The sequence below is a fragment of the Teredinibacter purpureus genome (genome assembly GCF_014217335.1).
Taxonomy (GTDB): Bacteria; Pseudomonadota; Gammaproteobacteria; order Pseudomonadales; family Cellvibrionaceae; genus Teredinibacter; species Teredinibacter purpureus.
In genome coordinates, this window is the sequence record NZ_CP060092.1 from 1,122,457 (window position 1) to 1,144,746 (window position 22,290).

At 42.4% G+C, this 22,290-nt stretch carries 30 protein-coding genes; 24 read left to right on the top strand and 6 right to left on the bottom strand.

Translation table 11 applies throughout. From position 1 onward, the window contains the following. The first annotated feature begins 28 nt into the window (after positions 1-28). Both H5647_RS04940 and H5647_RS04945 read left to right on the top strand, forming a co-directional pair. Positions 29-400, top strand: a complete 372-nt coding sequence (locus H5647_RS04940) for a hypothetical protein (RefSeq protein ID WP_045856777.1) — start codon at positions 29-31, stop codon at positions 398-400. 111 nt (positions 401-511) lie between these two features. Then, entirely contained in the window at positions 512-907 is a 396-nt protein-coding gene (locus tag H5647_RS04945) for a hypothetical protein (RefSeq protein WP_162926288.1), read from the top strand. A 6-nt stretch (positions 908-913) separates the two neighbouring features. Here the strand turns inward: H5647_RS04945 and H5647_RS04950 are convergent, their stop codons facing one another. Continuing rightward, the gene (locus H5647_RS04950) at positions 914-1,861 is read right to left on the bottom strand and encodes an IS30 family transposase (RefSeq protein ID WP_045856342.1); all 948 of its coding nucleotides are present in this window, start codon (positions 1,859-1,861) and stop codon (positions 914-916) included. Here H5647_RS04950 and H5647_RS04955 point away from each other — a divergent pair. From H5647_RS04955 to H5647_RS05020, 14 genes are all read left to right on the top strand, one after another. After that, entirely contained in the window at positions 1,860-2,012 is a 153-nt protein-coding gene (locus H5647_RS04955; protein WP_200911633.1) for a hypothetical protein, read from the top strand. The two genes, H5647_RS04950 and H5647_RS04955, sit on opposite strands and share 2 nt — an antisense overlap. Before the next feature lie 12 nt (positions 2,013-2,024). Beyond that, positions 2,025-2,348, top strand: coding sequence for a hypothetical protein (locus tag H5647_RS04960; protein ID WP_045856781.1), 324 nt, complete (start codon positions 2,025-2,027; stop codon positions 2,346-2,348). 104 nt (positions 2,349-2,452) lie between these two features. Continuing rightward, the gene (locus H5647_RS04965; RefSeq protein ID WP_045856502.1) at positions 2,453-2,818 is read left to right on the top strand and encodes a transposase; all 366 of its coding nucleotides are present in this window, start codon (positions 2,453-2,455) and stop codon (positions 2,816-2,818) included. Continuing rightward, complete coding sequence (locus H5647_RS04970) at positions 2,815-3,651, top strand: IS3 family transposase (RefSeq protein WP_236075025.1); 837 nt, start codon at positions 2,815-2,817, stop codon at positions 3,649-3,651. The genes H5647_RS04965 and H5647_RS04970 overlap by 4 nt, the downstream gene beginning before the upstream one ends. Before the next feature lie 73 nt (positions 3,652-3,724). Next, positions 3,725-4,036, top strand: coding sequence for a hypothetical protein (locus tag H5647_RS04975; protein ID WP_045856783.1), 312 nt, complete (start codon positions 3,725-3,727; stop codon positions 4,034-4,036). A gap of 642 nt (positions 4,037-4,678) precedes the next feature. Then, the gene (locus H5647_RS04980) at positions 4,679-5,044 is read left to right on the top strand and encodes a transposase (RefSeq protein WP_045856502.1); all 366 of its coding nucleotides are present in this window, start codon (positions 4,679-4,681) and stop codon (positions 5,042-5,044) included. Between the two features lie 131 nt (positions 5,045-5,175). Continuing rightward, positions 5,176-5,877 (top strand): IS3 family transposase, encoded by a 702-nt coding sequence (locus H5647_RS04985; RefSeq protein ID WP_268871372.1) that lies wholly within the window; start codon positions 5,176-5,178, stop codon positions 5,875-5,877. Between the two features lie 549 nt (positions 5,878-6,426). After that, entirely contained in the window at positions 6,427-6,744 is a 318-nt protein-coding gene (locus tag H5647_RS04990) for a transposase (RefSeq protein WP_045856786.1), read from the top strand. After that, positions 6,720-7,610, top strand: coding sequence for an IS3 family transposase (locus H5647_RS04995; protein ID WP_236075034.1), 891 nt, complete (start codon positions 6,720-6,722; stop codon positions 7,608-7,610). The genes H5647_RS04990 and H5647_RS04995 overlap by 25 nt, the downstream gene beginning before the upstream one ends. A gap of 38 nt (positions 7,611-7,648) precedes the next feature. Further along, positions 7,649-7,975 carry a hypothetical protein gene (locus tag H5647_RS05000; RefSeq protein WP_045856789.1) on the top strand — a complete coding sequence of 109 codons (327 nt, stop codon included), beginning with the start codon at positions 7,649-7,651 and terminating at the stop codon, positions 7,973-7,975. 570 nt (positions 7,976-8,545) lie between these two features. Continuing rightward, on the top strand, positions 8,546-8,941 hold the full coding sequence (locus tag H5647_RS05005; RefSeq protein ID WP_045856793.1) for a hypothetical protein: 396 nt from the start codon (positions 8,546-8,548) through the stop codon (positions 8,939-8,941). Positions 8,942-9,093: 152 nt separating this feature from the next. Beyond that, entirely contained in the window at positions 9,094-9,552 is a 459-nt protein-coding gene (locus H5647_RS05010; protein ID WP_045856796.1) for a hypothetical protein, read from the top strand. Positions 9,553-9,660: 108 nt separating this feature from the next. After that, on the top strand, positions 9,661-10,101 hold the full coding sequence (locus tag H5647_RS05015; RefSeq protein ID WP_045856798.1) for a hypothetical protein: 441 nt from the start codon (positions 9,661-9,663) through the stop codon (positions 10,099-10,101). Between the two features lie 450 nt (positions 10,102-10,551). After that, positions 10,552-10,947 (top strand): hypothetical protein, encoded by a 396-nt coding sequence (locus H5647_RS05020; protein WP_045856303.1) that lies wholly within the window; start codon positions 10,552-10,554, stop codon positions 10,945-10,947. Between the two features lie 633 nt (positions 10,948-11,580). Here H5647_RS05020 and H5647_RS05025 read toward each other — a convergent pair. Together H5647_RS05025 and H5647_RS05030 are read right to left on the bottom strand one after the other, a co-directional pair. Then, positions 11,581-12,492, bottom strand: a complete 912-nt coding sequence (locus H5647_RS05025) for an IS3 family transposase (protein ID WP_121495349.1) — start codon at positions 12,490-12,492, stop codon at positions 11,581-11,583. After that, entirely contained in the window at positions 12,447-12,764 is a 318-nt protein-coding gene (locus H5647_RS05030) for a transposase (protein WP_045856786.1), read from the bottom strand. Before H5647_RS05030 ends, H5647_RS05025 begins: the two co-directional genes overlap by 46 nt. 66 nt (positions 12,765-12,830) lie before the next feature. Between H5647_RS05030 and H5647_RS05035 the strand changes: the two genes are divergently transcribed. Both H5647_RS05035 and H5647_RS05040 read left to right on the top strand, forming a co-directional pair. Further along, a complete protein-coding gene (locus H5647_RS05035; protein WP_045856803.1) occupies positions 12,831-13,214 on the top strand; it encodes a hypothetical protein in 384 nt (127 codons plus the stop codon). A gap of 126 nt (positions 13,215-13,340) precedes the next feature. Then, positions 13,341-13,718, top strand: coding sequence for a hypothetical protein (locus tag H5647_RS05040; protein WP_045856805.1), 378 nt, complete (start codon positions 13,341-13,343; stop codon positions 13,716-13,718). 535 nt (positions 13,719-14,253) lie between these two features. On the opposite strand, the gene H5647_RS05045 is transcribed toward H5647_RS05040, so the two are convergent. Beyond that, complete coding sequence (locus H5647_RS05045; RefSeq protein ID WP_045856342.1) at positions 14,254-15,201, bottom strand: IS30 family transposase; 948 nt, start codon at positions 15,199-15,201, stop codon at positions 14,254-14,256. 13 nt (positions 15,202-15,214) lie between these two features. Here H5647_RS05045 and H5647_RS05050 point away from each other — a divergent pair, with 13 nt between their 5' ends. From H5647_RS05050 to H5647_RS05070, 5 genes are all read left to right on the top strand, one after another. Further along, the gene (locus H5647_RS05050) at positions 15,215-15,703 is read left to right on the top strand and encodes a hypothetical protein (RefSeq protein ID WP_162926289.1); all 489 of its coding nucleotides are present in this window, start codon (positions 15,215-15,217) and stop codon (positions 15,701-15,703) included. A gap of 117 nt (positions 15,704-15,820) precedes the next feature. Continuing rightward, on the top strand, positions 15,821-16,366 hold the full coding sequence (locus H5647_RS05055; RefSeq protein ID WP_162926290.1) for a hypothetical protein: 546 nt from the start codon (positions 15,821-15,823) through the stop codon (positions 16,364-16,366). Between the two features lie 158 nt (positions 16,367-16,524). Beyond that, positions 16,525-17,085: a hypothetical protein gene (locus tag H5647_RS05060; RefSeq protein ID WP_045856816.1), complete on the top strand. Its 561-nt coding sequence runs from the start codon at positions 16,525-16,527 to the stop codon at positions 17,083-17,085. Between the two features lie 123 nt (positions 17,086-17,208). Then, positions 17,209-17,643, top strand: a complete 435-nt coding sequence (locus tag H5647_RS05065; RefSeq protein WP_045859537.1) for a hypothetical protein — start codon at positions 17,209-17,211, stop codon at positions 17,641-17,643. 136 nt (positions 17,644-17,779) lie between these two features. Further along, positions 17,780-18,238 (top strand): hypothetical protein, encoded by a 459-nt coding sequence (locus H5647_RS05070; protein WP_045856819.1) that lies wholly within the window; start codon positions 17,780-17,782, stop codon positions 18,236-18,238. A gap of 599 nt (positions 18,239-18,837) precedes the next feature. Here H5647_RS05070 and H5647_RS05075 read toward each other — a convergent pair. Next, positions 18,838-19,815: a hypothetical protein gene (locus tag H5647_RS05075; RefSeq protein ID WP_045856823.1), complete on the bottom strand. Its 978-nt coding sequence runs from the start codon at positions 19,813-19,815 to the stop codon at positions 18,838-18,840. Positions 19,816-19,937: 122 nt separating this feature from the next. Between H5647_RS05075 and H5647_RS05080 the strand changes: the two genes are divergently transcribed. Beyond that, the gene (locus H5647_RS05080; protein WP_045856826.1) at positions 19,938-21,161 is read left to right on the top strand and encodes an ISL3 family transposase; all 1,224 of its coding nucleotides are present in this window, start codon (positions 19,938-19,940) and stop codon (positions 21,159-21,161) included. Between the two features lie 178 nt (positions 21,162-21,339). On the opposite strand, the gene H5647_RS05085 is transcribed toward H5647_RS05080, so the two are convergent. Next, positions 21,340-22,203 carry a patatin-like phospholipase family protein gene (locus H5647_RS05085; RefSeq protein ID WP_045856828.1) on the bottom strand — a complete coding sequence of 288 codons (864 nt, stop codon included), beginning with the start codon at positions 22,201-22,203 and terminating at the stop codon, positions 21,340-21,342. Positions 22,204-22,290: the final 87 nt, after the last annotated feature.

The following is a 22,290-nucleotide window of genomic DNA, read 5'->3' on the forward strand; positions in this document are numbered from 1 at the left end:
AGCACTCAATTATCCGAGAGGATTCTAATTGGATTCGTATATTAAGAATTATTGCGGTTCTTGGAGAAGCAAATCCGGAAATCGTATTGAAATTACACTGAAAGAAGCTGAATTCGTCAGCGTGAATTTCTATCGGGCAGGTGAAAATACCGCTATGCTACGTCCGTGGTTACATGAAAAACCTGCAACAGGTATGCTTGGCACCCTTGATCCAGAAGGTGGCACATTAGACATTGCGCTTTCCGAGAATGAAAACAGTTTTTGTCTGAATTTATATTTTGATTTAATTGATGGGTCGTATCGTAGAGTTCAACCATCAATCATTAGAGATGAAGCAGAACAATATCTAGAACAATATTATTTCTTAATAGAACCATTAGAGCCCTATGAAAAGTGCTAACAAAGCCATCCAATCGACGGCTTTTCCGTCGCTTGTCTTGTGGCTTAACGCTACGCTACCACAAAACAATCAACTCCAAAGCCGCGATTGATGGCGGCGTTAAGTGAATCCATGAATCGAGAACACGCAACATACAAAGAGAAGATTTCATATGCTTTTAGTATTTTCGGGGGCGTATCAATAGCTGTGATTGCCATTTTGCTTTTTATCCCGAATATGCACTTTTCAATTGTGTTATTACCGTTAGCGCTTATTTTTACTTCAATTAGACTTTATGCATACGAAAATGGTTTTAAAATGGCGGTATATTTCTCGTTGTTTGCAAGTTCACTTTGGGCGGGTGCATGTTTCTTAATATTTATTCCATTGGGATTTATTACATCGAAAAATTCTGTATATCCTGTGGCATGCTTTATTAGTGTGGGCATCGGCTGCGTTTTATTGGCCTCGTCATTTTTTCTTGGTAAAAAATTAAAATCACCCAGGTTATCAACTGAAGTGCAATGAAAGTGATTAACGAACATAGACTGCCTCCGGTGTTTCCATATTTAAACATTTTCTAGGTCGTCGGTTAAGTTTCATTGCAATTTTATCGCAATCCTTTTGAGTTATGCTCTTCATTGATTCTCCTTTAGGTAAATATTGTCGTATGAGACCGTTGGTATTTTCGTTTAACCCTCTTTCCCATGAGTGGTAGGGGTTGGCAAAGTAAAATGTTGAGTTAGTGACGTCTTCAATTTTTTTGTATTGATGAAACTCGGTACCGTTATCAGCGGTAATTGTTTTTACCTGATTAACCTGTTTTTTGATTAGCTGAATAACTTTTCGATTTAACTCGTCAGTCGTACGGTTCCTAATTTTGCCAATGATCGTGTATTTACTTTTTCGATCAACTAACGTGACAATTGAATGTTGATCGCGTGAACCATGAACGGTATCAATTTCGAAATGACCGATTCGGCTCTTATTTTCTGCCCCTAGAGGTCGCTCAGAGATATGGGCCTTATTGGCTAAAACGCCTCTAGAGTCAGGGCTTCTATATCTTTTTCGGCGTTTCTTGCTTGATTGACGTAAGTGCTTATAGAGATCCCCTGAATAAAACATGTTGTACCAAATATAGCGATAAATGGTCGAATGGCTGATCGATAATATATTGCACTTCTTAAGCCACAAGGAAACTTGTTCTGGGCTCCAATCGAGGCGTATTAAGGCGATGACCATCTGAAGCTCGGTATCATTGAATTGCCATTTACGACGAGACTCCCTCCGTATTCGAGAGGTACGTTTTACTGCTCGCGCTGCGCAGTATTTACCGTCTGGGCGACGATTTCGTTTTAACTCTCTGGAGATCGTGCAAGGATCGCGGCCTAAGGCCCGTGCAATATAGGCTTGAGATTTACGTTGCTTTAAATAGGCCGCTATAGTATATCTTTCATCAGTGGTGAGCTGGTGGTACATCATGAGGTCCCTCTTCTTGCCGGTCGAGAAAAACCATGAGTATCCCAGTTCACCCTATATAAAGGAAGATGCAGGCGCGTTGCACTTACTTTGCGAATTCGGCTCACTTAACAAATTAAGTCAGCAGGACGCCGCAAGCGGCGCCGCTGCTTAAGGCGTTATGAATATGAATAAAAATCGAGTAACTTGGGTAGAAATCCTTATTTTGTCAGCCATATGTTTAATATTGGCAAGATACATCTGGGCTAAAGAACTTCTGGAATTTGAGAGTGTTGTATTTACTAGCTTTGGAGTTAATTCGAATGTTAAGTATATATTTACGGTGCCAATTTTCCTCTTTGTTCTCTATTCATATTATAAACAAGATGCACAAAGGTTGGCTGGTACTGGTAGGCCCGTTATTAGTAAGGGAGTTGTAATCTTCGCCGGTGTTTCACTAGCGTTTGTTGTTTCTTACTTTTATTTCTTTATCGGTGGGGATCATGCATAACAAACGTATCATGGTTCAGCCGCAAGCGGCTTGGACTCACAAAAGCTATAGACCTGCACCACTTTGGCGGACAGTTATTTACTGTTTAGTTAAAGGGGTAAAAAATGGGTTTAACAAAGAAGAAACATTACGAAAGCTACACGTTGGCTTTTAAAGTCAAGGCGGTGAGAGAGAGTAAGAAGCGTGGCGTTAGGGCGGTCGATGTTGCTAAGGCGCTTGGGATTCATCCCGTCATGCTTTACCGTTGGCGCCAAGAATATAAAGAAGGCCGTCTATCCGAGAATAAACACATGCAAATTAAAGCCCCTCCACCCAAAAAGTCTAGAGAAGACAGTGACGCACTTAAGCGCGCAGAAACGCGAATAAAGGAATTGGAAAAACGACTAGCCTCCAAAGAGGAAGAGGTCGTTATTCTAAAAAAGGCAAAACGGTTCTTCTCGGATCAGCGCAGGAAAGATACGCGTTCATAGAGGAGAACCGGGGGGCTCATAAGGTCGTTAGGATGTGTGAATATCTGGATGTCTCAACAACTGGCTATTACGATTGGCGCGAGCGTGGGGAAAGCAGTCGAGCGCAGTACGATAGTATTCTCGTTGATGAGATAACAAAGATGCATGTAGGTCATGAAAGAAATTATGGCGCTATACGAGTTCACCCATACCTAAAAAACCTAGGGTTTCCCTGTAGTCGCAGGCGGATCAACAGATTAATGAAAGCGTATTCAATAACCTCTATATACCACGCATATCGGCATAATCGCGCTTCAGGCAGTAATTCATTAAAGGTGGATAATGTATTAGCTGAGTCGCCACCAGCAGCATCGGTAGGTCGACATTGGGCTGGGGATATGACATACATTAAGACTCGAGAGGGGTCTGTATATATGGCGGCTGTACTAGACCTATTTACTCGTAAGGTTGTTGGTTGGGGTTTTTCCAGAAACCATGATGCCGATTTGGTATGCGGCGCGCTGAAGATGTCGTTGGAATATGAAGAGGCAAAACCTGGGTGTTTGTTTCATAGTGATCAGGGCTCGGAGTACTGCTCGGACATTTATCAGGAGGCCGTAGCGAACGCAGGCATGGTTAGTAGTATGAGCCGAGCTGGTACGCCAACAGATAATGCTTTTGTAGAATCATTTTTTAAGACATTAAAGAATGAATTGGTGCATCATTGGAAGTTTAATAATATGGTCGAATGTGTCGCTAGGATTGTTGACTACGTTGAGTTTTATAATGAGGATAGATTACACTCTAGCCTCAATTATGTATCACCAAATACATATCAAAATATAAATGTTTAGTGTCCGTCAAAGTGGTGCAAGTCTACTACGCTTTAGTTCGCCCCATATACGGGCGTTATAAGCCCGAATTAATATGAACCTATCCACGTATTACGATAATGCAAAAAAAATAGGCAAGCTTGTGGAAGAGCAAGATCCATCTATTTTAAGTGCTCTTAATTACGGTGAGGAAGATGATCATCCCTCTTATTGGGTGCCGAATGTTCAAAAGTCTTTGCTAAGTTTCTATAAAGAGTTTCCCTGCGCCGATGACGCTGAGGAGGCGTTGAAACTATACATAAAGGGTGAAATGTTAGAAGATCGTGCGGAGCGTAACTTGGCAGTAAAAGTGGGTGCCTCCTGTTTAATTATTGGTATAGCTTTAGGTTGGTTTCTATGGTCGTAGCAGCTTATAACAAACAGCTCAAGCCGACCTCCACTGCGTTGCTCGTTTTGTGCTTTCCGCTACGCTCGCACAAAACAATCAACTCCGTTCCGGCGGCTTAGCTGGGCGTTATGAGCTACCAGTTAGCTATTTTTACGGTCTACTTTGAGGCCTAAATTAGAAGTAATTTGAATGTGCTATGGAATGGCTATCATCCTTTGATTTCCACTTTCATCCCATTCAGAAAAGTAATAGGCTAAAGCCAATTACAACGTGCTTGCGTAGCCTTTTGTTCGGCAGTTTCAATCGGTGTTACTAAATTGCAAAAACACGCAAATTAGTAAAACCTAGTGGCGTGCTATTCGTTAATATGCACCTAGCTGGGTAGTGAAAATATTAAGCTTGTTCTGTTTTAGTTGGTTTTGTGGTATTGCTGCTATAAAATTCAAAAGAAATGTAGGTGTTTCTAAAATATAGAATCGGTATTAGTAAATTATAGGTGGGGCAGGGTTATACCGTGGTCTCTCATAACCAAACGCTGCACCGGACAACCTTTGCTACGCTCAATTGTGTATGTCGCGGTGCTCCATTTTACACAATTGCTCGCTAGACCTGCACCACTTTGGCGGACAGTTATTTACTGTTTAGTTAAAGGGGTAAAAAATGGGTTTAACAAAGAAGAAACATTACGAAAGCTACACGTTGGCTTTTAAAGTCAAGGCGGTGAGAGAGAGTAAGAAGCGTGGCGTTAGGGCGGTCGATGTTGCTAAGGCGCTTGGGATTCATCCCGTCATGCTTTACCGTTGGCGCCAAGAATATAAAGAAGGCCGTCTATCCGAGAATAAACACATGCAAATTAAAGCCCCTCCACCCAAAAAGTCTAGAGAAGACAGTGACGCACTTAAGCGCGCAGAAACGCGAATAAAGGAATTGGAAAAACGACTAGCCTCCAAAGAGGAAGAGGTCGTTATTCTAAAAAAGGCAAAACGGTTCTTCTCGGATCAGCGCAGGAAAGATACGCGTTCATAGAGGAGAACCGGGGGGCTCATAAGGTCGTTAGGATGTGTGAATATCTGGATGTCTCAACAACTGGCTATTACGATTGGCGCGAGCGTGGGGAAAGCAGTCGAGCGCAGTAGGATAGTATTCTCGTTGATGAGATAACAAAGATGCATGTAGGTCATGAAAGAAATTATGGCGCTATACGAGTTCACCCATACCTAAAAAACCTAGGGTTTCCCTGTAGTCGCAGGCGGATCAACAGATTAATGAAAGCGTATTCAATAACCTCTATATACCACGCATATCGGCATAATCGCGCTTCAGGCAGTAATTCATTAAAGGTGGATAATGTATTAGCTGAGTCGCCACCAGCAGCATCGGTAGGTCGACATTGGGCTGGGGATATGACATACATTAAGACTCGAGAGGGGTCTGTATATATGGCGGCTGTACTAGACCTATTTACTCGTAAGGTTGTTGGTTGGGGTTTTTCCAGAAACCATGATGCCGATTTGGTATGCGGCGCGCTGAAGATGTCGTTGGAATATGAAGAGGCAAAACCTGGGTGTTTGTTTCATAGTGATCAGGGCTCGGAGTACTGCTCGGACATTTATCAGGAGGCCGTAGCGAACGCAGGCATGGTTAGTAGTATGAGCCGAGCTGGTACGCCAACAGATAATGCTTTTGTAGAATCATTTTTTAAGACATTAAAGAATGAATTGGTGCATCATTGGAAGTTTAATAATATGGTCGAATGTGTCGCTAGGATTGTTGACTACGTTGAGTTTTATAATGAGGATAGATTACACTCTAGCCTCAATTATGTATCACCAAATACATATCAAAATATAAATGTTTAGTGTCCGTCAAAGTGGTGCAAGTCTACTCCGCAAAGGTTGCCGGTGAGCTAGGCGTTATGTTTAGTTTAGTGATGATCAAATGAACTATTTAATTTTTATCTTATTCATCTTGGCGCTCATTTTGTTTTTTTACGCTTACTATATTGAGCGTGATCTAATTGGGTATTTAGACCCGAACTACAATCATCTGGCCATACAAAGGTTTAGTAGCAACTATTGGTTCTACTACTTCAGAATAGGTAGAGAAAACTTTTCAAATGAAGGGATGCCTTTGTACTATAGAGTAAAACGGTTTTATCGGGCTTCGTTCTGGCTGATGTTTGTTTCTCTAATTATCGTAGTGGTAAGGTTAAACGCATTCTTAAATGGGCTGTAAACATAACAAAGTTATAAACCTGACATTTTGGGCTACGCTTCGTTCTGTGCATTCGCTGCGCTCATTGTTGCACAGCACTACACTCCACCCAAAATGCAGGTTATAACGGCGTTAGGTTTTAGAGCTACCCACGAAAAGTAGACACCTCATTCCCACCTAATGAGGTATTAATTATGACTAAAAAAACTAAGAACAAATACAACCATTACACCGAAGATTTTCGTAGGGAGGCCGTTCGACGCTCAGAAGGGCCTGACACCTCAGCTGCTGAAGTGGCGAGAGAGTTGGGTATTCACCCCGGTCAAATCTATAATTGGCGACGTCAATATAAGCGACTATCCGAAAAACAATTTAATGGTGTGAATGGTGTGGATTACTCAAAGCCTGAAAGCGAGACTGTACGCGAGCTGCAGCGGACAATAAGCGACCTGAAAGAAGAGAACGAATTCCTAAAAAAAGCGACGGCATACTTCAGCAAGCCAAGCTGGTGAGGTATGCCTACATGGAGTCGCTTCGTGGTCAATTCCCAATAATCAAGATGGCGGGGTGGTTAGCTGTCAGCAGATCAGGTTATTACAAATGGCGCGAACGAGAGCCTAGTTTCGAGTATGAGTATCGAGAAATGCTGCGCAAGGCTATCAGTGAGACTTTTGAGGAGTTTAAGGCACGATACGGTGCGCCTAGATTAATCTATGAGCTGCATGAAAAAGGCTTCGCTTGCTCAGTTAATCATGTTGCTAAAATTATGCAGGAAGAGGGTCTAAAGGCCCGTAACGGCAAACGCTTCAAGTATGGTCATCAAGGTTCAGGGGATAATAACTTCGCTGAAAACGTATTGGATCGCGACTTTGAGGCCACTAAGCCAAATGAAAAGTGGGTGTCGGACATTACCTATATACCGGTTAAGAACGGTCACGTTTACTTGGCGGTGATCATGGACTTGTTCTCCCGCAAGATCATTGGCTGGTCATTGGATAAAACAATGACCACGGATTTGATTTTAGATGCACTTAACATGGCCACCTCAAGTCGGGGATGCGAGCAAGGGTTGTTGCTTCACTCAGATCAGGGAGTGCAGTATCGATCCGGAGAATATGTCCTAGCGATGCACGATGCTGATATAACTCCCAGCATGAGCCGAAAGGGTAACTGTTGGGATAATGCGGCAATGGAATCCTTCTTCTCACGTCTGAAAGTAGAGGAAGTGTTTGGTCAATCGTACATAGGCTTAAATGACGCGTATTCAAGTGTGTTCGAATATATTGAATTGTTTTACAATCGCGTACGACGCCACTCTGCGAATGACTATATAAGCCCTGCAGAGTTTGAAGAAATTTATTACCAAGAGTGCGCCTAATATGGTGTCTACTTTTTGTGGGTAAGACCAGTTTTCGTATGAATATAGCAAAAAATAAAATTCTCTATTGGTTGGTTCTCGCATTGCTAATTCTTCCTGCATTAGAGTTCCTTCCGGTCGGTAGCGAGTCGATTGCACTCAGTATTACATTTATGGTGGTTGGGTTTATTTCTTTCCTCGCCGTAATATTTGTATTTTGGGTTGCATTCTATTTGCACGGAAAGATCTTTGCGGTAATTGGGGCAATTGTATATGTATCGCTTGCATTTATGTCCGACTATTTCTATTTGGCTTCAATTTTATTAGTGGTTGGGTATTGGCTCTATTTACGAGAACCAATAGCACGGCTGTCGGAACAAACCTAACAAAGCAATTTTGCCAGTTTAAAATCAACCTAACAAGGCAATGAACCGGATGGTTTTTAAGTAGCATTTTTGCCATTCCGCTTCGCTTCATTTTACGGCAAAAGTGCTACTTAAAAACCACCGGTTATCGCAACGTTATGTTTCCGCATGGAGAAAGCAATTTAAATGCTTAATGTGAAAGGTTATCATTTATGGGGCGTAAGCCTATTATTTCTGATTTCCTTCAGATGGTTTAGCGGTAGTCTATTTACTGAGGGAGCATTAGTCGGTGGCCTGCTATACGTAATAGCTTTTTATCATTGGGTCGTTCCATTCGTTTGCGGTAAAGATATGCAGCTTATAAGATTTACTGATACTTTTAAAAAAGGAACAGACGATACGGTTAGGTACTTACTATTCGGTATTGGGCTATTTGGGTACTACGTTGCATTGGTGGCATAGTATGGAAGTAAAACAACATAACAAGTTGCTCCTTCTGACATTTTTTCCGTTACTTCTTTTGTGCGTAATCGCACAAAAGTATCCACTCCAAAAATTCAGCAGAGCAAGGCGTTATGTTTTAGGGTATATATGAGTGCCAACAAACCAACCAGTGTAAGTGTTATCGCTTGGTTCTATATGATTTCAGGTAGCCTAAGTATTCTTAGTGCATTTGCCTATTTGTATGTCCATTTTACTCGCCCCGAAATTTCATCGGGAGCATTCATTGGTGTGGCTCAAATTTTAATCGCTACTTTACTTGTTGTTGCGGGGAAATTATTCCTCAACGGATCTGAAGTAATGCGTAAAGTACTTGAGCTTTCAACTTACGCGCTTGCAGTAGGGTTACTTTTTTTTAGTATTACAACGTGGCTTAAATCTAATGACCCATCTGTTCTAGCCATGGTTGCTCTGTATCTAACTCCATTATTTTTTATCAGTAGGGCGCTTCGTAGCGATAAAGTTAAAAATTATATGGGTGCCTAAAAACATAACAAGGCCATGCAGCACAGCCACTGCGTGGCTTGGACAGCCTAGCCGTTGCTCGTTTTGTGCATGGCTTCGCCATTTTCGCACAAAACAATCAACAACTAGTCTGCCGCTGATGGCGGCGTTACAACTCAAAAACGTAGAGAGTCATGTACTCAAAAGACGACATAAAGCCGATAGATTTCAAAAAACATTTAGCTGACAATGAGCATATGTATTTTGGCTCTCGCGGTGCGAATCCACATTCAATCACCTGTCATATTGCCGAAGCGACATTGATATTAGGTGGCACAAATGCCTACGTGGAAAAATTTGAAGAATGGTGGTTTGTCTCATCTGGCAACGATTGGCTAAATGCTGCAAATGCCATAGATACAAATGATGTTAATGTTTTTGAATCGCTTCGGGGTTTCCCGGAAGGTGGCCAAAATAATTATCGAGGCGAAATAATGGCTATGTATTATTCATCAGCCCTTGCCATTAGCACCAATTCCATAGCCAAGTTAATTAAAGGTTCTCAAGAAGATTTTAGAGTTTACAGTAAATTAACTGAGCAGCTAAAATGCAATCACAATGTTCTGGGTTTTAAATTCAATGCTCAGTTGTAACAAGGCAATCAATTTGACCTCCGTAAGCTATCTTCTTTTTTGCGGAGCAAAAAAAATCCAGCTTACTCCGGCAAATTATTGCGGCGTTAGGCTCCCAAAATTTGACTTATGTACAAAATAATAGCTTGTTTTCTTTTGTTGATAATCTTGCCAGCATGTGATCCTCAAAGTGGATTTGGATGTATTGCGCAAGAATCTCACCCTGATGTAGAAAGAGCAAGGCAGCTTACACAGGAAGAATTAGAAAAAATCTATTATGAAGTACATAAGCTAGCCGAACAGATTCCGGAAGACAGTTACGGGAAGGAGATCTACCGGTCAGATATTCCAGACAATCTCGAATTTATGGGGGCAGAGCATATTCGAATCAATCCCGATCGAGATCCCTATATTATCTTGGCAAACTGCTATGACGAGAGAATCGAATTAACTCTATCTAAAATAGCAACTGGCACGGCGAAAATTACTTTACACTGGGCTAAACCAACTGTTGATGCCCCATATGCAACTGGTAGTCAGGTGCTTTGGGAAAAATCTCTTGATAAATAAGTTGTTTAATAAAAATTATTGCCTAACAAATATGTCAAGAAGGACATTTTTTCCGTCGCTCGTTTTGTGCTTAAATAGCACAAAACAATCAACTACAAAAATGCCTCTTACATAGGCGTTAAAGGCTGTTCGTGGTTTTAGGGTTTTCCACCAACGAGTTAGCAGTGATCGTCCGCCTCTTTCAGTCCGTGTGTTTAACCGGTAAAGTGGCTTGTAATAAAGACCGCGTCAACGTGGCACCAATGGAGGGTTTAGCGTGTTGTATCCATCTCAATCCATCCGTTCCCTGTGTTCCGTTTTGTCGTCAACTAATAATCAAGGGCAGTGCTTCGCATTTGTTTGTGCCGGGCTAAGTCCAGCACAATTAGCTAATACAGTGCTGCCCTTAACAAGTTTAGCCATGCGACGCCCAAAAGGCGGGCGCACATGCTAAAGGCGTTATACGTAATTATGGATATCGAAGCAAAAATAATAGGTGGAGGAAGATCCGGAAGTGGTGAAAGTGAAATATCAGAAATATCGGATTCGCCTGCTGGATTGATTGTTATCGTCGAAGCTTATACGAAAGGTAAGGCTACTCAACGTCAAAAAATCACGTTTTCTTCTCATCGTGGTTATCGTGTATTGGATGAAGGTGATTTGATGCGGTATGAAAAATGTGAAACATTTCATCAGCCGTATTGCCTCTACCAAATAATTAAAGGTGGCTGGTCCAACGGGGAGATTACCGAACCAGATATACTTAATGTGTCCAAAGCAACTAGCGTAAGAGAATGGTTTATCGCTACTACAAATATGAGCATAAATGTCTTGTCAGATTGTAAACCTACCCTTGAAAACGTATAACAAACAAATCATGGCGCAGCAAAGCTGCTGGGACCTCCGTTCCGTCGCTTCGCTCCTCCACTACGGCCCCATATTTGGGCGTTAAGTGCCCAAGATGAAGACGATTAAGATTACTTTCCTAGTCATATTTTTAATAATTATAGGGCTCGTTGTGTTTATTCTCATCGGGCCATATGTCCTAGAGAAGAATATGAATGCTAATGTGCGGGAGCCACTTGAAGAACTGCTTTCGAAAAATCCCAGTCTTACCGAAATTGAGGGTTACTTTAAATCGCAAGTAGAAGCGGGCCACATTTCAAAATATGGTGATTGCAAATACGAACCAGCAGGGAAGTGCACAGAAAGAACGTACGGTGCATCCTACCGTGTCGGGCGGCCGGATTATCTAGTTTGTGGCAGGTCAGTTGAGCTATATGTGTTTCATTTTAATGAGAATATGCGTTTAGAAAGCTATACAAACGAAAGGGCTATGCATTGTTTGTAGTCCCGCACTTAACAAGCGGCTCAAACCGACTTCCACTGCGTTGCTCGTTTTGTGCTTTTTCGCTACGCTCGCACAAAACAATCAACTCCGTTCCGGCGGCTTAGCCGGGCGTTAGCACTTGGTCTTACCCACAAAAAGTAGACACCATATTAGGCGCACTCTTGGTAATAAATTTCTTCAAACTCTGCAGGGCTTATATAGTCATTCGCAGAGTGGCGTCGTACGCGATTGTAAAACAATTCAATATATTCGAACACACTTGAATACGCGTCATTTAAGCCTATGTACGATTGACCAAACACTTCCTCTACTTTCAGACGTGAGAAGAAGGATTCCATTGCCGCATTATCCCAACAGTTACCCTTTCGGCTCATGCTGGGAGTTATATCAGCATCGTGCATCGCTAGGACATATTCTCCGGATCGATACTGCACTCCCTGATCTGAGTGAAGCAACAACCCTTGCTCGCATCCCCGACTTGAGGTGGCCATGTTAAGTGCATCTAAAATCAAATCCGTGGTCATTGTTTTATCCAATGACCAGCCAATGATCTTGCGGGAGAACAAGTCCATGATCACCGCCAAGTAAACGTGACCGTTCTTAACCGGTATATAGGTAATGTCCGACACCCACTTTTCATTTGGCTTAGTGGCCTCAAAGTCGCGATCCAATACGTTTTCAGCGAAGTTATTATCCCCTGAACCTTGATGACCATACTTGAAGCGTTTGCCGTTACGGGCCTTTAGACCCTCTTCCTGCATAATTTTAGCAACATGATTAACTGAGCAAGCGAAGCCTTTTTCATGCAGCTCATAGATTAATCTAGGCGCACCGTATCGTGCCTTAAACTCCTCAAAAGTCTCACTGATAGCCTTGCGCAGCATTTCTCGATACTCATACTCGAAACTAGGCTCTCGTTCGCGCCATTTGTAATAACCTGATCTGCTGACAGCTAACCACCCCGCCATCTTGATTATTGGGAATTGACCACGAAGCGACTCCATGTAGGCATACCTCACCAGCTTGGCTTGCTGAAGTATGCCGTCGCTTTTTTTAGGAATTCGTTCTCTTCTTTCAGGTCGCTTATTGTCCGCTGCAGCTCGCGTACAGTCTCGCTTTCAGGCTTTGAGTAATCCACACCATTCACACCATTAAATTGTTTTTCGGATAGTCGCTTATATTGACGTCGCCAATTATAGATTTGACCGGGGTGAATACCCAACTCTCTCGCCACTTCAGCAGCTGAGGTGTCAGGCCCTTCTGAGCGTCGAACGGCCTCCCTACGAAAATCTTCGGTGTAATGGTTGTATTTGTTCTTAGTTTTTTTAGTCATAATTAATACCTCATTAGGTGGGAATGAGGTGTCTACTTTTCGTGGGTAGCTCTACACTCAAAACATATGAATTATCGAGTTACTTTAAGCAATTACAAAGAAGATAAATATTATCCCAAAGTTGTTGGTGTCGTTTCCGAAATACTTGAGTGTGAGCGAGTAGTAAAAACAATTGATGTATTTCACAAGATCGGTGTATTGTCCGAAGAAAATATCAAAAAGTGGAACGCTGGGCAGGTGGGCTATCTAGAGACTGTGATCGAATGCAATCTAAGCAAAGCAAATCGAATTATGGCTGTACTTGGTTTTCATTCACATGATCTCAATCTAGCAAAGTCCACTAATTTTGTAAAACGTAAAGGTCAGTATTTACGCTTCACAAAGTCAGGGGCTAAAAAAATGGAGGAATGCTATGCTCGGCAGTATAGTATCGTTGGCAAAAAGTGCTAACAAGGCCGGTCAATCTGACCTCCGTAAACTGTCTTCTTTTTTGCAAAAATACGCAAAAAAGCAGCCAATTCACTCCGGCAGTTGCTGGCGGCGTTAACTCTATCTTGAACCAGAACATTTGAAGCTATGATACCAACAACGAAAATATCGCATACTATTTTAGAGTTTGGGAAATCGCTTATATTGAGCTTGCCTCGCGATCACTCTAAAGAGGAGCTAGAAGCAGCTATGAAAATAGTTGTGACTGCTTGGAATTCTGTAGTTATGGATTCGTGGGAAAATTGCAATAAATATGAGAGCATGCTTCTCGAACAAATGAAATTGGGGCCAAAGGTCGGGTTGGTAGAAGTTAAGCGCCTCATAAAGAGAAAGAAGGCGAAATTTGCATCGGACCCTAGGGGAGTTGGCAATCATTGGGTTACAGAGAGAGACGGTGAATTCATTTTTGGCTGCGACGCCAGACTTAATGTCGAAAATTCGATAGCTGAAAATGTGTCCCATTAATAGGGTGCCCGAGTTAACAAGGCAATCAATTTGACCGCCAAAGCTCCGCACTTTTTTGTGTATAGCTTCGCTATTCTACACAAAAAACTACTCCGCTTCGGCGGCAAATTATTGCGGCGTTACTTGTCTATTAAAAAAAGTTTGGTGTGTAGTTAAGTTTCAGTAGGGTGTTCCTAAATTCGTTACCCTCCATCAAGTTTAGGTAAGCCACCTTTGGTCGCTTACAACGTGCTTCGTAAAAGGTAGATTTGGTAATCCGGTAAAGCTTTGTTGCAAAAAAGCGCATCCAAGCTTTACCTAGCAAAGGGAGTTTGCGGCTTATTCCTCCCGTTTGTTCCTTTCTGTTGGTTGCCATAATCACTTGTTGTTTTGGGTCAATTTTATGCCTTCTGTTTTGGCTATCCCACGGTTATAGTTGGGTCTAACCAAAGCTTCAGGCTTTTTAAACAAATACAGCAATTGGCGTAGCAGCGTAGTTAAAAGTGAGTAGGTGTTTGGTACACCCAGGTTATCAACTGAAGTGCAATGAAAGTGATTAACGAACATAGACTGCCTCCGGTGTTTCCATATTTAAACATTTTCTAGGTCGTCGGTTAAGTTTCATTGCAATTTTATCGCAATCCTTTTGAGTTATGCTCTTCATTGATTCTCCTTTAGGTAAATATTGTCGTATGAGACCGTTGGTATTTTCGTTTAACCCTCTTTCCCATGAGTGGTAGGGGTTGGCAAAGTAAAATGTTGAGTTAGTGACGTCTTCAATTTTTTTGTATTGATGAAACTCGGTACCGTTATCAGCGGTAATTGTTTTTACCTGATTAACCTGTTTTTTGATTAGCTGAATAACTTTTCGATTTAACTCGTCAGTCGTACGGTTCCTAATTTTGCCAATGATCGTGTATTTACTTTTTCGATCAACTAACGTGACAATTGAATGTTGATCGCGTGAACCATGAACGGTATCAATTTCGAAATGACCGATTCGGCTCTTATTTTCTGCCCCTAGAGGTCGCTCAGAGATATGGGCCTTATTGGCTAAAACGCCTCTAGAGTCAGGGCTTCTATATCTTTTTCGGCGTTTCTTGCTTGATTGACGTAAGTGCTTATAGAGATCCCCTGAATAAAACATGTTGTACCAAATATAGCGATAAATGGTCGAATGGCTGATCGATAATATATTGCACTTCTTAAGCCACAAGGAAACTTGTTCTGGGCTCCAATCGAGGCGTATTAAGGCGATGACCATCTGAAGCTCGGTATCATTGAATTGCCATTTACGACGAGACTCCCTCCGTATTCGAGAGGTACGTTTTACTGCTCGCGCTGCGCAGTATTTACCGTCTGGGCGACGATTTCGTTTTAACTCTCTGGAGATCGTGCAAGGATCGCGGCCTAAGGCCCGTGCAATATAGGCTTGAGATTTACGTTGCTTTAAATAGGCCGCTATAGTATATCTTTCATCAGTGGTGAGCTGGTGGTACATCATGAGGTCCCTCTTCTTGCCGGTCGAGAAAAACCATGAGTATCCCAGTTCACCCTATATAAAGGAAGATGCAGGCGCGTTGCACTTACTTTGCGAATTCGGCAACCATAACAAAGCCAGTCAGCAACGCCCCTGCGGGGCTGGACCTTCGTTCCGGCGCTTCGCGCCTCCACTACGGCCGCTGCTGGCGGCGTTAGAATCAAATATTAATATGAATAAATATCAAATTATTGGAATATCTGGCGTTGGAACATTTCTGTTAATGTTTGCCTATATTGCTATCATTTTTGAGCTAGGTGATTCTCGTATGTCAGATAATAGCCTGACGTTTATGGAAATGTATTTCGGAGAAAAAGTACTGTTTTTATATGCGATGCTGGGATCTTCTCTAGCCTGGTTATATAGCAGTTACAAAGCATACACATCACACCATAATCGGTGGTTTTGGGTTGTATTCATGTGTTGGCCAGCAAGTGCAATCTATCTATATGGGCACCGATGGTAGTCGGAGATTCTAACAATACGTGCCAGCGGACATTTTGGTCGTCGCTTCGTTTTGTGTATGGCTTCGCCATTTCACACAAAACTCCACGCCAACCAAAATGCAGCTGCACTCTGCGTTATGCTCCTTCGAGTTACTAGTATGCTACGAAAAATTATCTATTTAATTCTTCTATTCTCGATTATTGGGTGTGCATACGATCCTTATCAATTACAGGTTTTTGATCGTGTTGATAGTGCGAATACTTTCGTAGGTAAGCATAGTGTAAATGTTTACATCGTTGATGAAGATGGGTATGTTCATGAGTCTGAACCGCCATATAGAATCGGGATTTGGTTGATGCGTGGCGAGGATGATACCGAAGTATATATTGATGAAATATCCGTATCGCTAAATGGTGTAGTGTTACAAGGAGTTTCATTTAAGGAAATTAAGTCGGGAGTGCCTTTTCGTGTTCCTAGTTCGGTACCTAAAGCTGGTCCAGCTCCGTGTTGCAGGTTTATGGTTATATCCAGTGATTTACCAATCGTTCATTCCATTGGCGATAGGTTGGATGTCCGTATTGGTTTGAGCACAAAGTCTTCGTACGGATTGCACAAGAGTGAGGGTACTGTTAGTTTTAAGGCCGCTATCAAAAAGGGTCTTTTTAGAATGGTTGGGGTATAAGTTCAATGCAAAAGCATAACAATTCGCTCAAACACCGTTCCGGCCTACGGCCTCCACTGGACGCCCAAAGTTCCGCTTGTTTGTGCATTTGCTTCGCAAATTATTGCACAAACCAGCTCCACTTTGTGCGCCGTTTAGCTATGCGTTAGGCGAAGCTAATGAAGATCTCCTTAATAATTTTCGTACTCGCTTTATCTGGCTGTAGTTGCTTGAGCAAGATCGAGCAAGAAGAACCTGAAGGCGAATTATTTATCTCAATGATGATGGTTGAAGGGGCTTTTTCCGGACCAATAAAGGGCAAGACTGGATTCGCTTTCTATATTGAGCAACCAAGAAATGTAAATACAATTGGCCCATTTCTGAATGGATACAGATATATAGACGGAAAGCTTGTAGAGGTTTTTGATCACGGCTCAAGCGCACGTGATTACATTGCTAAAATTGAGGATCTAGATTTTAAACCTTTCGATTATGAAGTTGAGCTAGAGAAGGCTGTCAAAAAAGCTCAAAATGACTATGAAATTGTGGTTTTAGGTGTTCGTGACGGCGCAAAATGGGAGCTTAAAATAAATACCCCATATGGAATGTTTGTTTTAAACAAATGGAACCCTGGCGGAGAAATCGAATTTCTAGCTCCATATAATGAGAATTTTAGTAAACTTAATGCAATTATAGAAGCTTTGGCAAACTACTATGGTTCTTACCACTTACATATGTAAAAAAGTGCCTAACAAGTTTGTCCACCGGACACCTTGTCCGTCGCTGCGTTTTGGGGTGGCTGCGCCACTGTACCCCAAAACTCCGCTATGGCCAAAGTGCGGGTGACAAAAGCGTTAGCATCTATGAATAAGTTTTGGTTCGTAATTCTGTTTTTGATTTCTGGTTCCGCTTTTTCGGAAAGTACTAGGGATCGTGATAATCGTAAGCTTGAAGTTACATGGGAACTTACTGATGAGTCATGGGTTAAATTTGAGTGTGTAACAATCAACCTGTCGTCGGTGGCGCAGTATCGTAATCTTGAATTCTCTGGTATTAATATGTTGCTCAAATCTAGTGGCGAGGGGGTAAGTTATGTTCCTCTTAGTTCTAAAAGAGATTCCACAATGTATCGCGCACAACCTTGCTTAACTTTACACGCTCTAAAAGAAGCAGTATTTCACTTTATGTATAAAAAAGGTGGTAAAGAAGGCGGCGTCGCACATGGCATTTTAGTCGGGCAGGATTTATACCCAAAAGCTAAGGAGCTAGTGTCGTTCTACACTAAGGGAGATCGTTAAATGCTAACAAGTTTGTCAACAGGACATTTTTTGCTACGCTCCGTTTTGCGGTGGCTTCGCCACTTTACCGCAAAACTCCACTACACAAAAAATGCCTGTTACAAAGGCGTTATACCCCAACTAATAGGGAGAAAAAGTGAAGCTCAGAATCTTAGCAATTCTATTTGTCTTATTCAGCATTGAATCCAAAGCCGAAGAAATATGTCTGCCTGAAGAAGAGATGGAAGAGCGGTTTGAATTAGCGGTTTCCATAATTGAAGCTACTATTACTTTGTCCAGAAACTATGAGAAATATACTGCAAATCTTCTTACTCTTTTTATGGTCCGTATAAGTACTAAAGAGGCACACGATTCAGAACTGGTCCAATATGTAGATAGGGAAATCAACTCTAACTTCAAAATGCTTCTTTCGGCATGGAATGTTATTGAAGAAAAAGAGAAAGCTAGAGATGAATTTGAAAAATACATAAAAATGGCAATAAATTTACGAAAGGAACATGAATCAGTTTTTAGTGACGAGCCAATTTACGCTTTAGCTGAGGCTATAGGGTATAACAAATCAATGCAGCCGACCGCTAACGCGTCGGCTGATTGAAGCGTTATATTTCGGGAGTGGCGAATACTTGGAAGACATAAAATTTATTATATTTGGTTTGGTGTTCTTCCTTGTAGGAGGTGCCTTCGAATATTTTAGGCGTAATAAGCCATGTGAGAAGTGTGGCGGGAAGATGAAAGTTGTTGGCGTAAAAGATCCGCTAGGTAAGAATATTACAAAGACGACTACAATTGGGATTTCGCTGGCAAATAATCGGACAGCCACGTTAAGAGAAAAACAATCAGTTTAGTCGTGGTTTTTATTAAACTCATCACGCCATAGGCGCTATTTCATTACTGTTTGTTTTTGGCGTGAAATATTTGATTTTTCTGAGTTTCAGACGAGTCTAGCCGCTCTCTAGGTTCGAGAAAGGTAGGGTTTATTGCAGGATGGGGTGTTAGTGGCTAGCAAATAATCGGACAGCCACGTTAAGAGAAAAACAATCAGTTTAGTCGTGGTTTTTATTAAACTCATCACGCCATAGGCGCTATTTCATTACTGTTTGTTTTTGGCGTGAAATATTTAATTTTTCTGAATTTCAGACGAGTCTAGCCGCTCTCTAGGTTCGAGAAAGGTAGGGTTTATTGCAGGATGGGGTGTTAGTGGAAAATGGCTTCGCAATTCGCGAAGGCCGGTCTTCTTTTCAATCCTAGAGCTTTGGCAGCGAGCATGAGTTTTGCTTTGCAGCCGACTAAGCTTTTGAATGTGGATTCGAATTGGGTGGTGAGCGTGAGCCATTCGCGGCTGGTTATATTCAATCGCTCTAGAATGGGTGGCAAGTTGTTGTCGATAAAACCACGTTTGTTTTCTCGAATCGCTCTGCCTGTTATGTCCACGAGCTGAATGTAATCCTTCAGGTGAAAGGGTAAGCCTTGGGGCATGGGTTCTCTTGGGTTGCCTACAAATTTAGCCAGTTTTAAAGGTTGAGTGTTAGCCGCTTTAAGGGCCTCAATACGCCGTTTTATAGAGGTATGTTCCGAGCTTTCTGGGGTTGTCACCATTTTGGCTCGAACAGGATTTAAATCGACATAAGCCATGCAAGCGGCGAGTGCTTTTTCATCCAGTAACGCCTGTGATTTAAACCGGCTTTCCCAAAAGCGACCTGTGCAGTGGTCTTCTGCATTTGCCCTGCGGGCAATGGGTTCGTTTAAAGCCCACATGAAACGACTTATGCTGGCGAGTTCCAAGCGCCATTGGTCCAGCTTTTCTTTCACGGCCTGCCGCTGGGCGTCATCTAACGGCCCACCTTTTACAAACGCTTGGGTTAAGGGGGTACCTTTGTAAAGGGTGTGCCAGCGTTTGGCTACCTCTAAATCGCTTAACGTGTGAGCCTCTGCGGCCTTAATATGCAATACCAGATGGTGGTGATTACTCATTACGGCGTAAGCACAGATGTCAATGCAAAACACTTCCCCCAGGAATACAATACGGTCTTCAACCCACTGTCGGCGGTGTTCGTAGTCGTTACCGGTTAACGCATCTAGGCCGCAAAGAAACGCGCGGCGCACACAGCGAGATGTGCAGTGATAGTAGGGTGTGGCATCTAGTGAGATTTGTTGCTTCCTTGGGCGGGGCATGGCTCATTCCTTGAGTTAACTTTTGCTGTTTTAATATGGGCCTTCCCCTATTCGGGTGGCTTTCTAGCCTTTCCTAATAAACTCCCCTAGAATCCCAGCCTTTTATTTCTTGGTTTTCAGTGATGGACGAGCTTTCTCTTTACGAAAAAATATTATCAATCTCTTCTCCTTGGTTTGTCGAATCAGTTCAGCTAGATGAGCGTGACAACACCGTTCACGTCCACGTTGAATACGATTGCGACAAACATTTAACCTGCCCTTTGTGTGAATCCAGATGTAGTCGCCATGACACCAGAACAAGAACATGGCGCCATCTCGATAGCTGTCAATTTCGCACTCTCGTTCACGCGAATATCCCTCGCTCTAAATGTCGCACGCACGGTGTATTGCAAGCTGATATCCCCTGGGCTGATAAGCGATCAAGTTTCACCTTGATGTTTGAGGCTTATGTAATCTCCTGGCTTCAAGAGGCGAGTATTAATGCCGTCAGTAAGAAGCTGGCGCTTAGCTGGAATGCTGCCGATGGAATAATGAAGCGGGCTGTAGAGCGAGGCCTAAAAAGACGGTCTCATCTACATATTCAAAACCTAGCTGTCGATGAGGTCTGCAGCAAAAAGGGACATGAATATGTGACCATTGTTTCCAATGATCATGGGCATGTAATAGATGTCCAAGAAGATCGCAAAAAATCGAGTTTAAACGCATTTTTTACAGGATTAAGTGACAAGCAAATCCAATCAGTTGAAACGATTAGTATGGATATGAGTCCGTCCTATATTTATGCCACCAAAGAGTATATTCCTCACTGGGAAAGAGCGATATGTTTTGATAGGTTCCATGTTGCGATGGACTTAAATAAGGCTCTAAATAGTGTTCGTAAAAGTGAAGCCAATATGGTCGCGCAACAACACAAGCTAGAGCTCCATAGATCGAAATTTGCATGGCTGAGATCACGTGAAAATCTAAAGGATATTCATTCTGTACAGATTTCAACATTAAGCGTTGTAGCAAAGAAGACTGCACGCGCATGGGCGATAAAGAAGTATGCCATGGAGCTCTGGAATTATGATGATCGTATATGGGCTGAAGAAGCTTGGAAGCAATGGTACAGCTGGGCGATAAGAAGCCGCCTCAATCCTATAAAATCGGTAGCTAAAAGCATAAAGAAGAATCTATGGGGGATAATAAACGCCATCGTAAATAAAAAGAATAATGCTGGTGCAGAAAGTATAAATAGCAGAATAAAAATGCTAAAAGTAAAAGCGAAAGGTTTTAGGAATAAGGCCCGTTTTAAGGCTGCAATTTTATTTCATCTCGGCGGGCTGGACCTGATGCCAGAAATCTAGCCACCCGAATAGGGGAAGGCCCTTTAATATACAGTGTTGTTTTTCTTGGATCAAGCAGTGGTGTGGGTGTCCGAGAAACCGTGGAGTTTATTACGGATTTGTTTGCAAGGCTGGTGTTTTCCCAGTTCAATTGGCTGCCTTATTAATGCCGAGCTCTGCTGAGAATACATGCCATGTCTTAGGTGAAGCTCTCTTGAGCCGTGCGATAGCCGAGTGCGATCATTTCGTTCGCTCGATCAAACTCGAGTGTGCCACAAGCGTTTCTCGCTATTTCGACAACCCTGTCTGGCGGATAGGCTGCTAGCTTTTGTCTGGCGATGGTACTTTGCATAGCATCGAATGCCTGATTCGCTATTTCGTAGGCTCCCCAATTAATTTCCTGGGGGATATCAATCTTATTTTTAAGCTGGCTTATGTAGTTATTAATTTTTTTATTTATCCCATCGCCACTATTTTTATTTTGGTTGCCAATATTAATTGTAGCGGGATTGGAAAGTAATTTTCCCCCAAGGTTCACGGCAATGGTGATGTCTGTGTTGTCACTGAATGTCGGAGCGATAGGAACTGGATTAAGTACGCCGCCATCAATTAAGTGCGCGCCGTTGTAGTTGTGTGGTGTGAAAAACATAGGTAGTGAAATTGAGGCGCGTATGGCGTCAAACAGTCGCCCTGAATTAATCCATATTTCCTTTTCTTCATTTACGTCTGCTGCAACCGCCGTGTAATTAATTGATAGGTCCTCAATCTTTATATCGCCCACGAGGTCAATGAGGGTGTTGATAATTTTGTCGCCCTTGACCAAGCCACTTGTGCTCCATGAAATGTCGAGTAGCGTAATAATGTCCAGTTTTGTTATTGCGCGAACCCATTTTTCGAATTCATTCAACTTCTCAGCGGCATACATACCACCAATAAGAGCTCCCATAGAGCATCCTGAAATAGATTGTATGTGGTAATCATGCTCTTCCAGCCAATGAATTACGCCAATGTGCGCCAATCCACGAGCACCACCACTCCCAAGAACTAAAGACACTGTTTTCATATTGTGTGTACTCGCTCAATTAGAGTTAATGTTTGCACTAATCGCTTCGTTAAATACCGGGTGTGTATTGTGGGCTTAACGGCCCTC

Coding starts and splice junctions, on each gene's coding strand:
- H5647_RS04945 (WP_162926288.1), top strand. CDS start 512: ATGAATCGAGAACACGCAACATACAAAGAGAAGATTTCATATGCTTTT.
- H5647_RS04955 (WP_200911633.1), top strand. CDS start 1,860: ATGAGGTCCCTCTTCTTGCCGGTCGAGAAAAACCATGAGTATCCCAGT.
- H5647_RS04950 (WP_045856342.1), bottom strand. CDS start 1,861: ATGATGTACCACCAGCTCACCACTGATGAAAGATATACTATAGCGGCC.
- H5647_RS04960 (WP_045856781.1), top strand. CDS start 2,025: ATGAATAAAAATCGAGTAACTTGGGTAGAAATCCTTATTTTGTCAGCC.
- H5647_RS04965 (WP_045856502.1), top strand. CDS start 2,453: ATGGGTTTAACAAAGAAGAAACATTACGAAAGCTACACGTTGGCTTTT.
- H5647_RS04975 (WP_045856783.1), top strand. CDS start 3,725: ATGAACCTATCCACGTATTACGATAATGCAAAAAAAATAGGCAAGCTT.
- H5647_RS04980 (WP_045856502.1), top strand. CDS start 4,679: ATGGGTTTAACAAAGAAGAAACATTACGAAAGCTACACGTTGGCTTTT.
- H5647_RS04990 (WP_045856786.1), top strand. CDS start 6,427: ATGACTAAAAAAACTAAGAACAAATACAACCATTACACCGAAGATTTT.
- H5647_RS05000 (WP_045856789.1), top strand. CDS start 7,649: ATGAATATAGCAAAAAATAAAATTCTCTATTGGTTGGTTCTCGCATTG.
- H5647_RS05005 (WP_045856793.1), top strand. CDS start 8,546: ATGAGTGCCAACAAACCAACCAGTGTAAGTGTTATCGCTTGGTTCTAT.
- H5647_RS05010 (WP_045856796.1), top strand. CDS start 9,094: ATGTACTCAAAAGACGACATAAAGCCGATAGATTTCAAAAAACATTTA.
- H5647_RS05015 (WP_045856798.1), top strand. CDS start 9,661: ATGTACAAAATAATAGCTTGTTTTCTTTTGTTGATAATCTTGCCAGCA.
- H5647_RS05020 (WP_045856303.1), top strand. CDS start 10,552: ATGGATATCGAAGCAAAAATAATAGGTGGAGGAAGATCCGGAAGTGGT.
- H5647_RS05030 (WP_045856786.1), bottom strand. CDS start 12,764: ATGACTAAAAAAACTAAGAACAAATACAACCATTACACCGAAGATTTT.
- H5647_RS05035 (WP_045856803.1), top strand. CDS start 12,831: ATGAATTATCGAGTTACTTTAAGCAATTACAAAGAAGATAAATATTAT.
- H5647_RS05040 (WP_045856805.1), top strand. CDS start 13,341: ATGATACCAACAACGAAAATATCGCATACTATTTTAGAGTTTGGGAAA.
- H5647_RS05045 (WP_045856342.1), bottom strand. CDS start 15,201: ATGATGTACCACCAGCTCACCACTGATGAAAGATATACTATAGCGGCC.
- H5647_RS05055 (WP_162926290.1), top strand. CDS start 15,821: ATGCTCCTTCGAGTTACTAGTATGCTACGAAAAATTATCTATTTAATT.
- H5647_RS05060 (WP_045856816.1), top strand. CDS start 16,525: ATGAAGATCTCCTTAATAATTTTCGTACTCGCTTTATCTGGCTGTAGT.
- H5647_RS05065 (WP_045859537.1), top strand. CDS start 17,209: ATGAATAAGTTTTGGTTCGTAATTCTGTTTTTGATTTCTGGTTCCGCT.
- H5647_RS05075 (WP_045856823.1), bottom strand. CDS start 19,815: ATGCCCCGCCCAAGGAAGCAACAAATCTCACTAGATGCCACACCCTAC.
- H5647_RS05080 (WP_045856826.1), top strand. CDS start 19,938: ATGGACGAGCTTTCTCTTTACGAAAAAATATTATCAATCTCTTCTCCT.
- H5647_RS05085 (WP_045856828.1), bottom strand. CDS start 22,203: ATGAAAACAGTGTCTTTAGTTCTTGGGAGTGGTGGTGCTCGTGGATTG.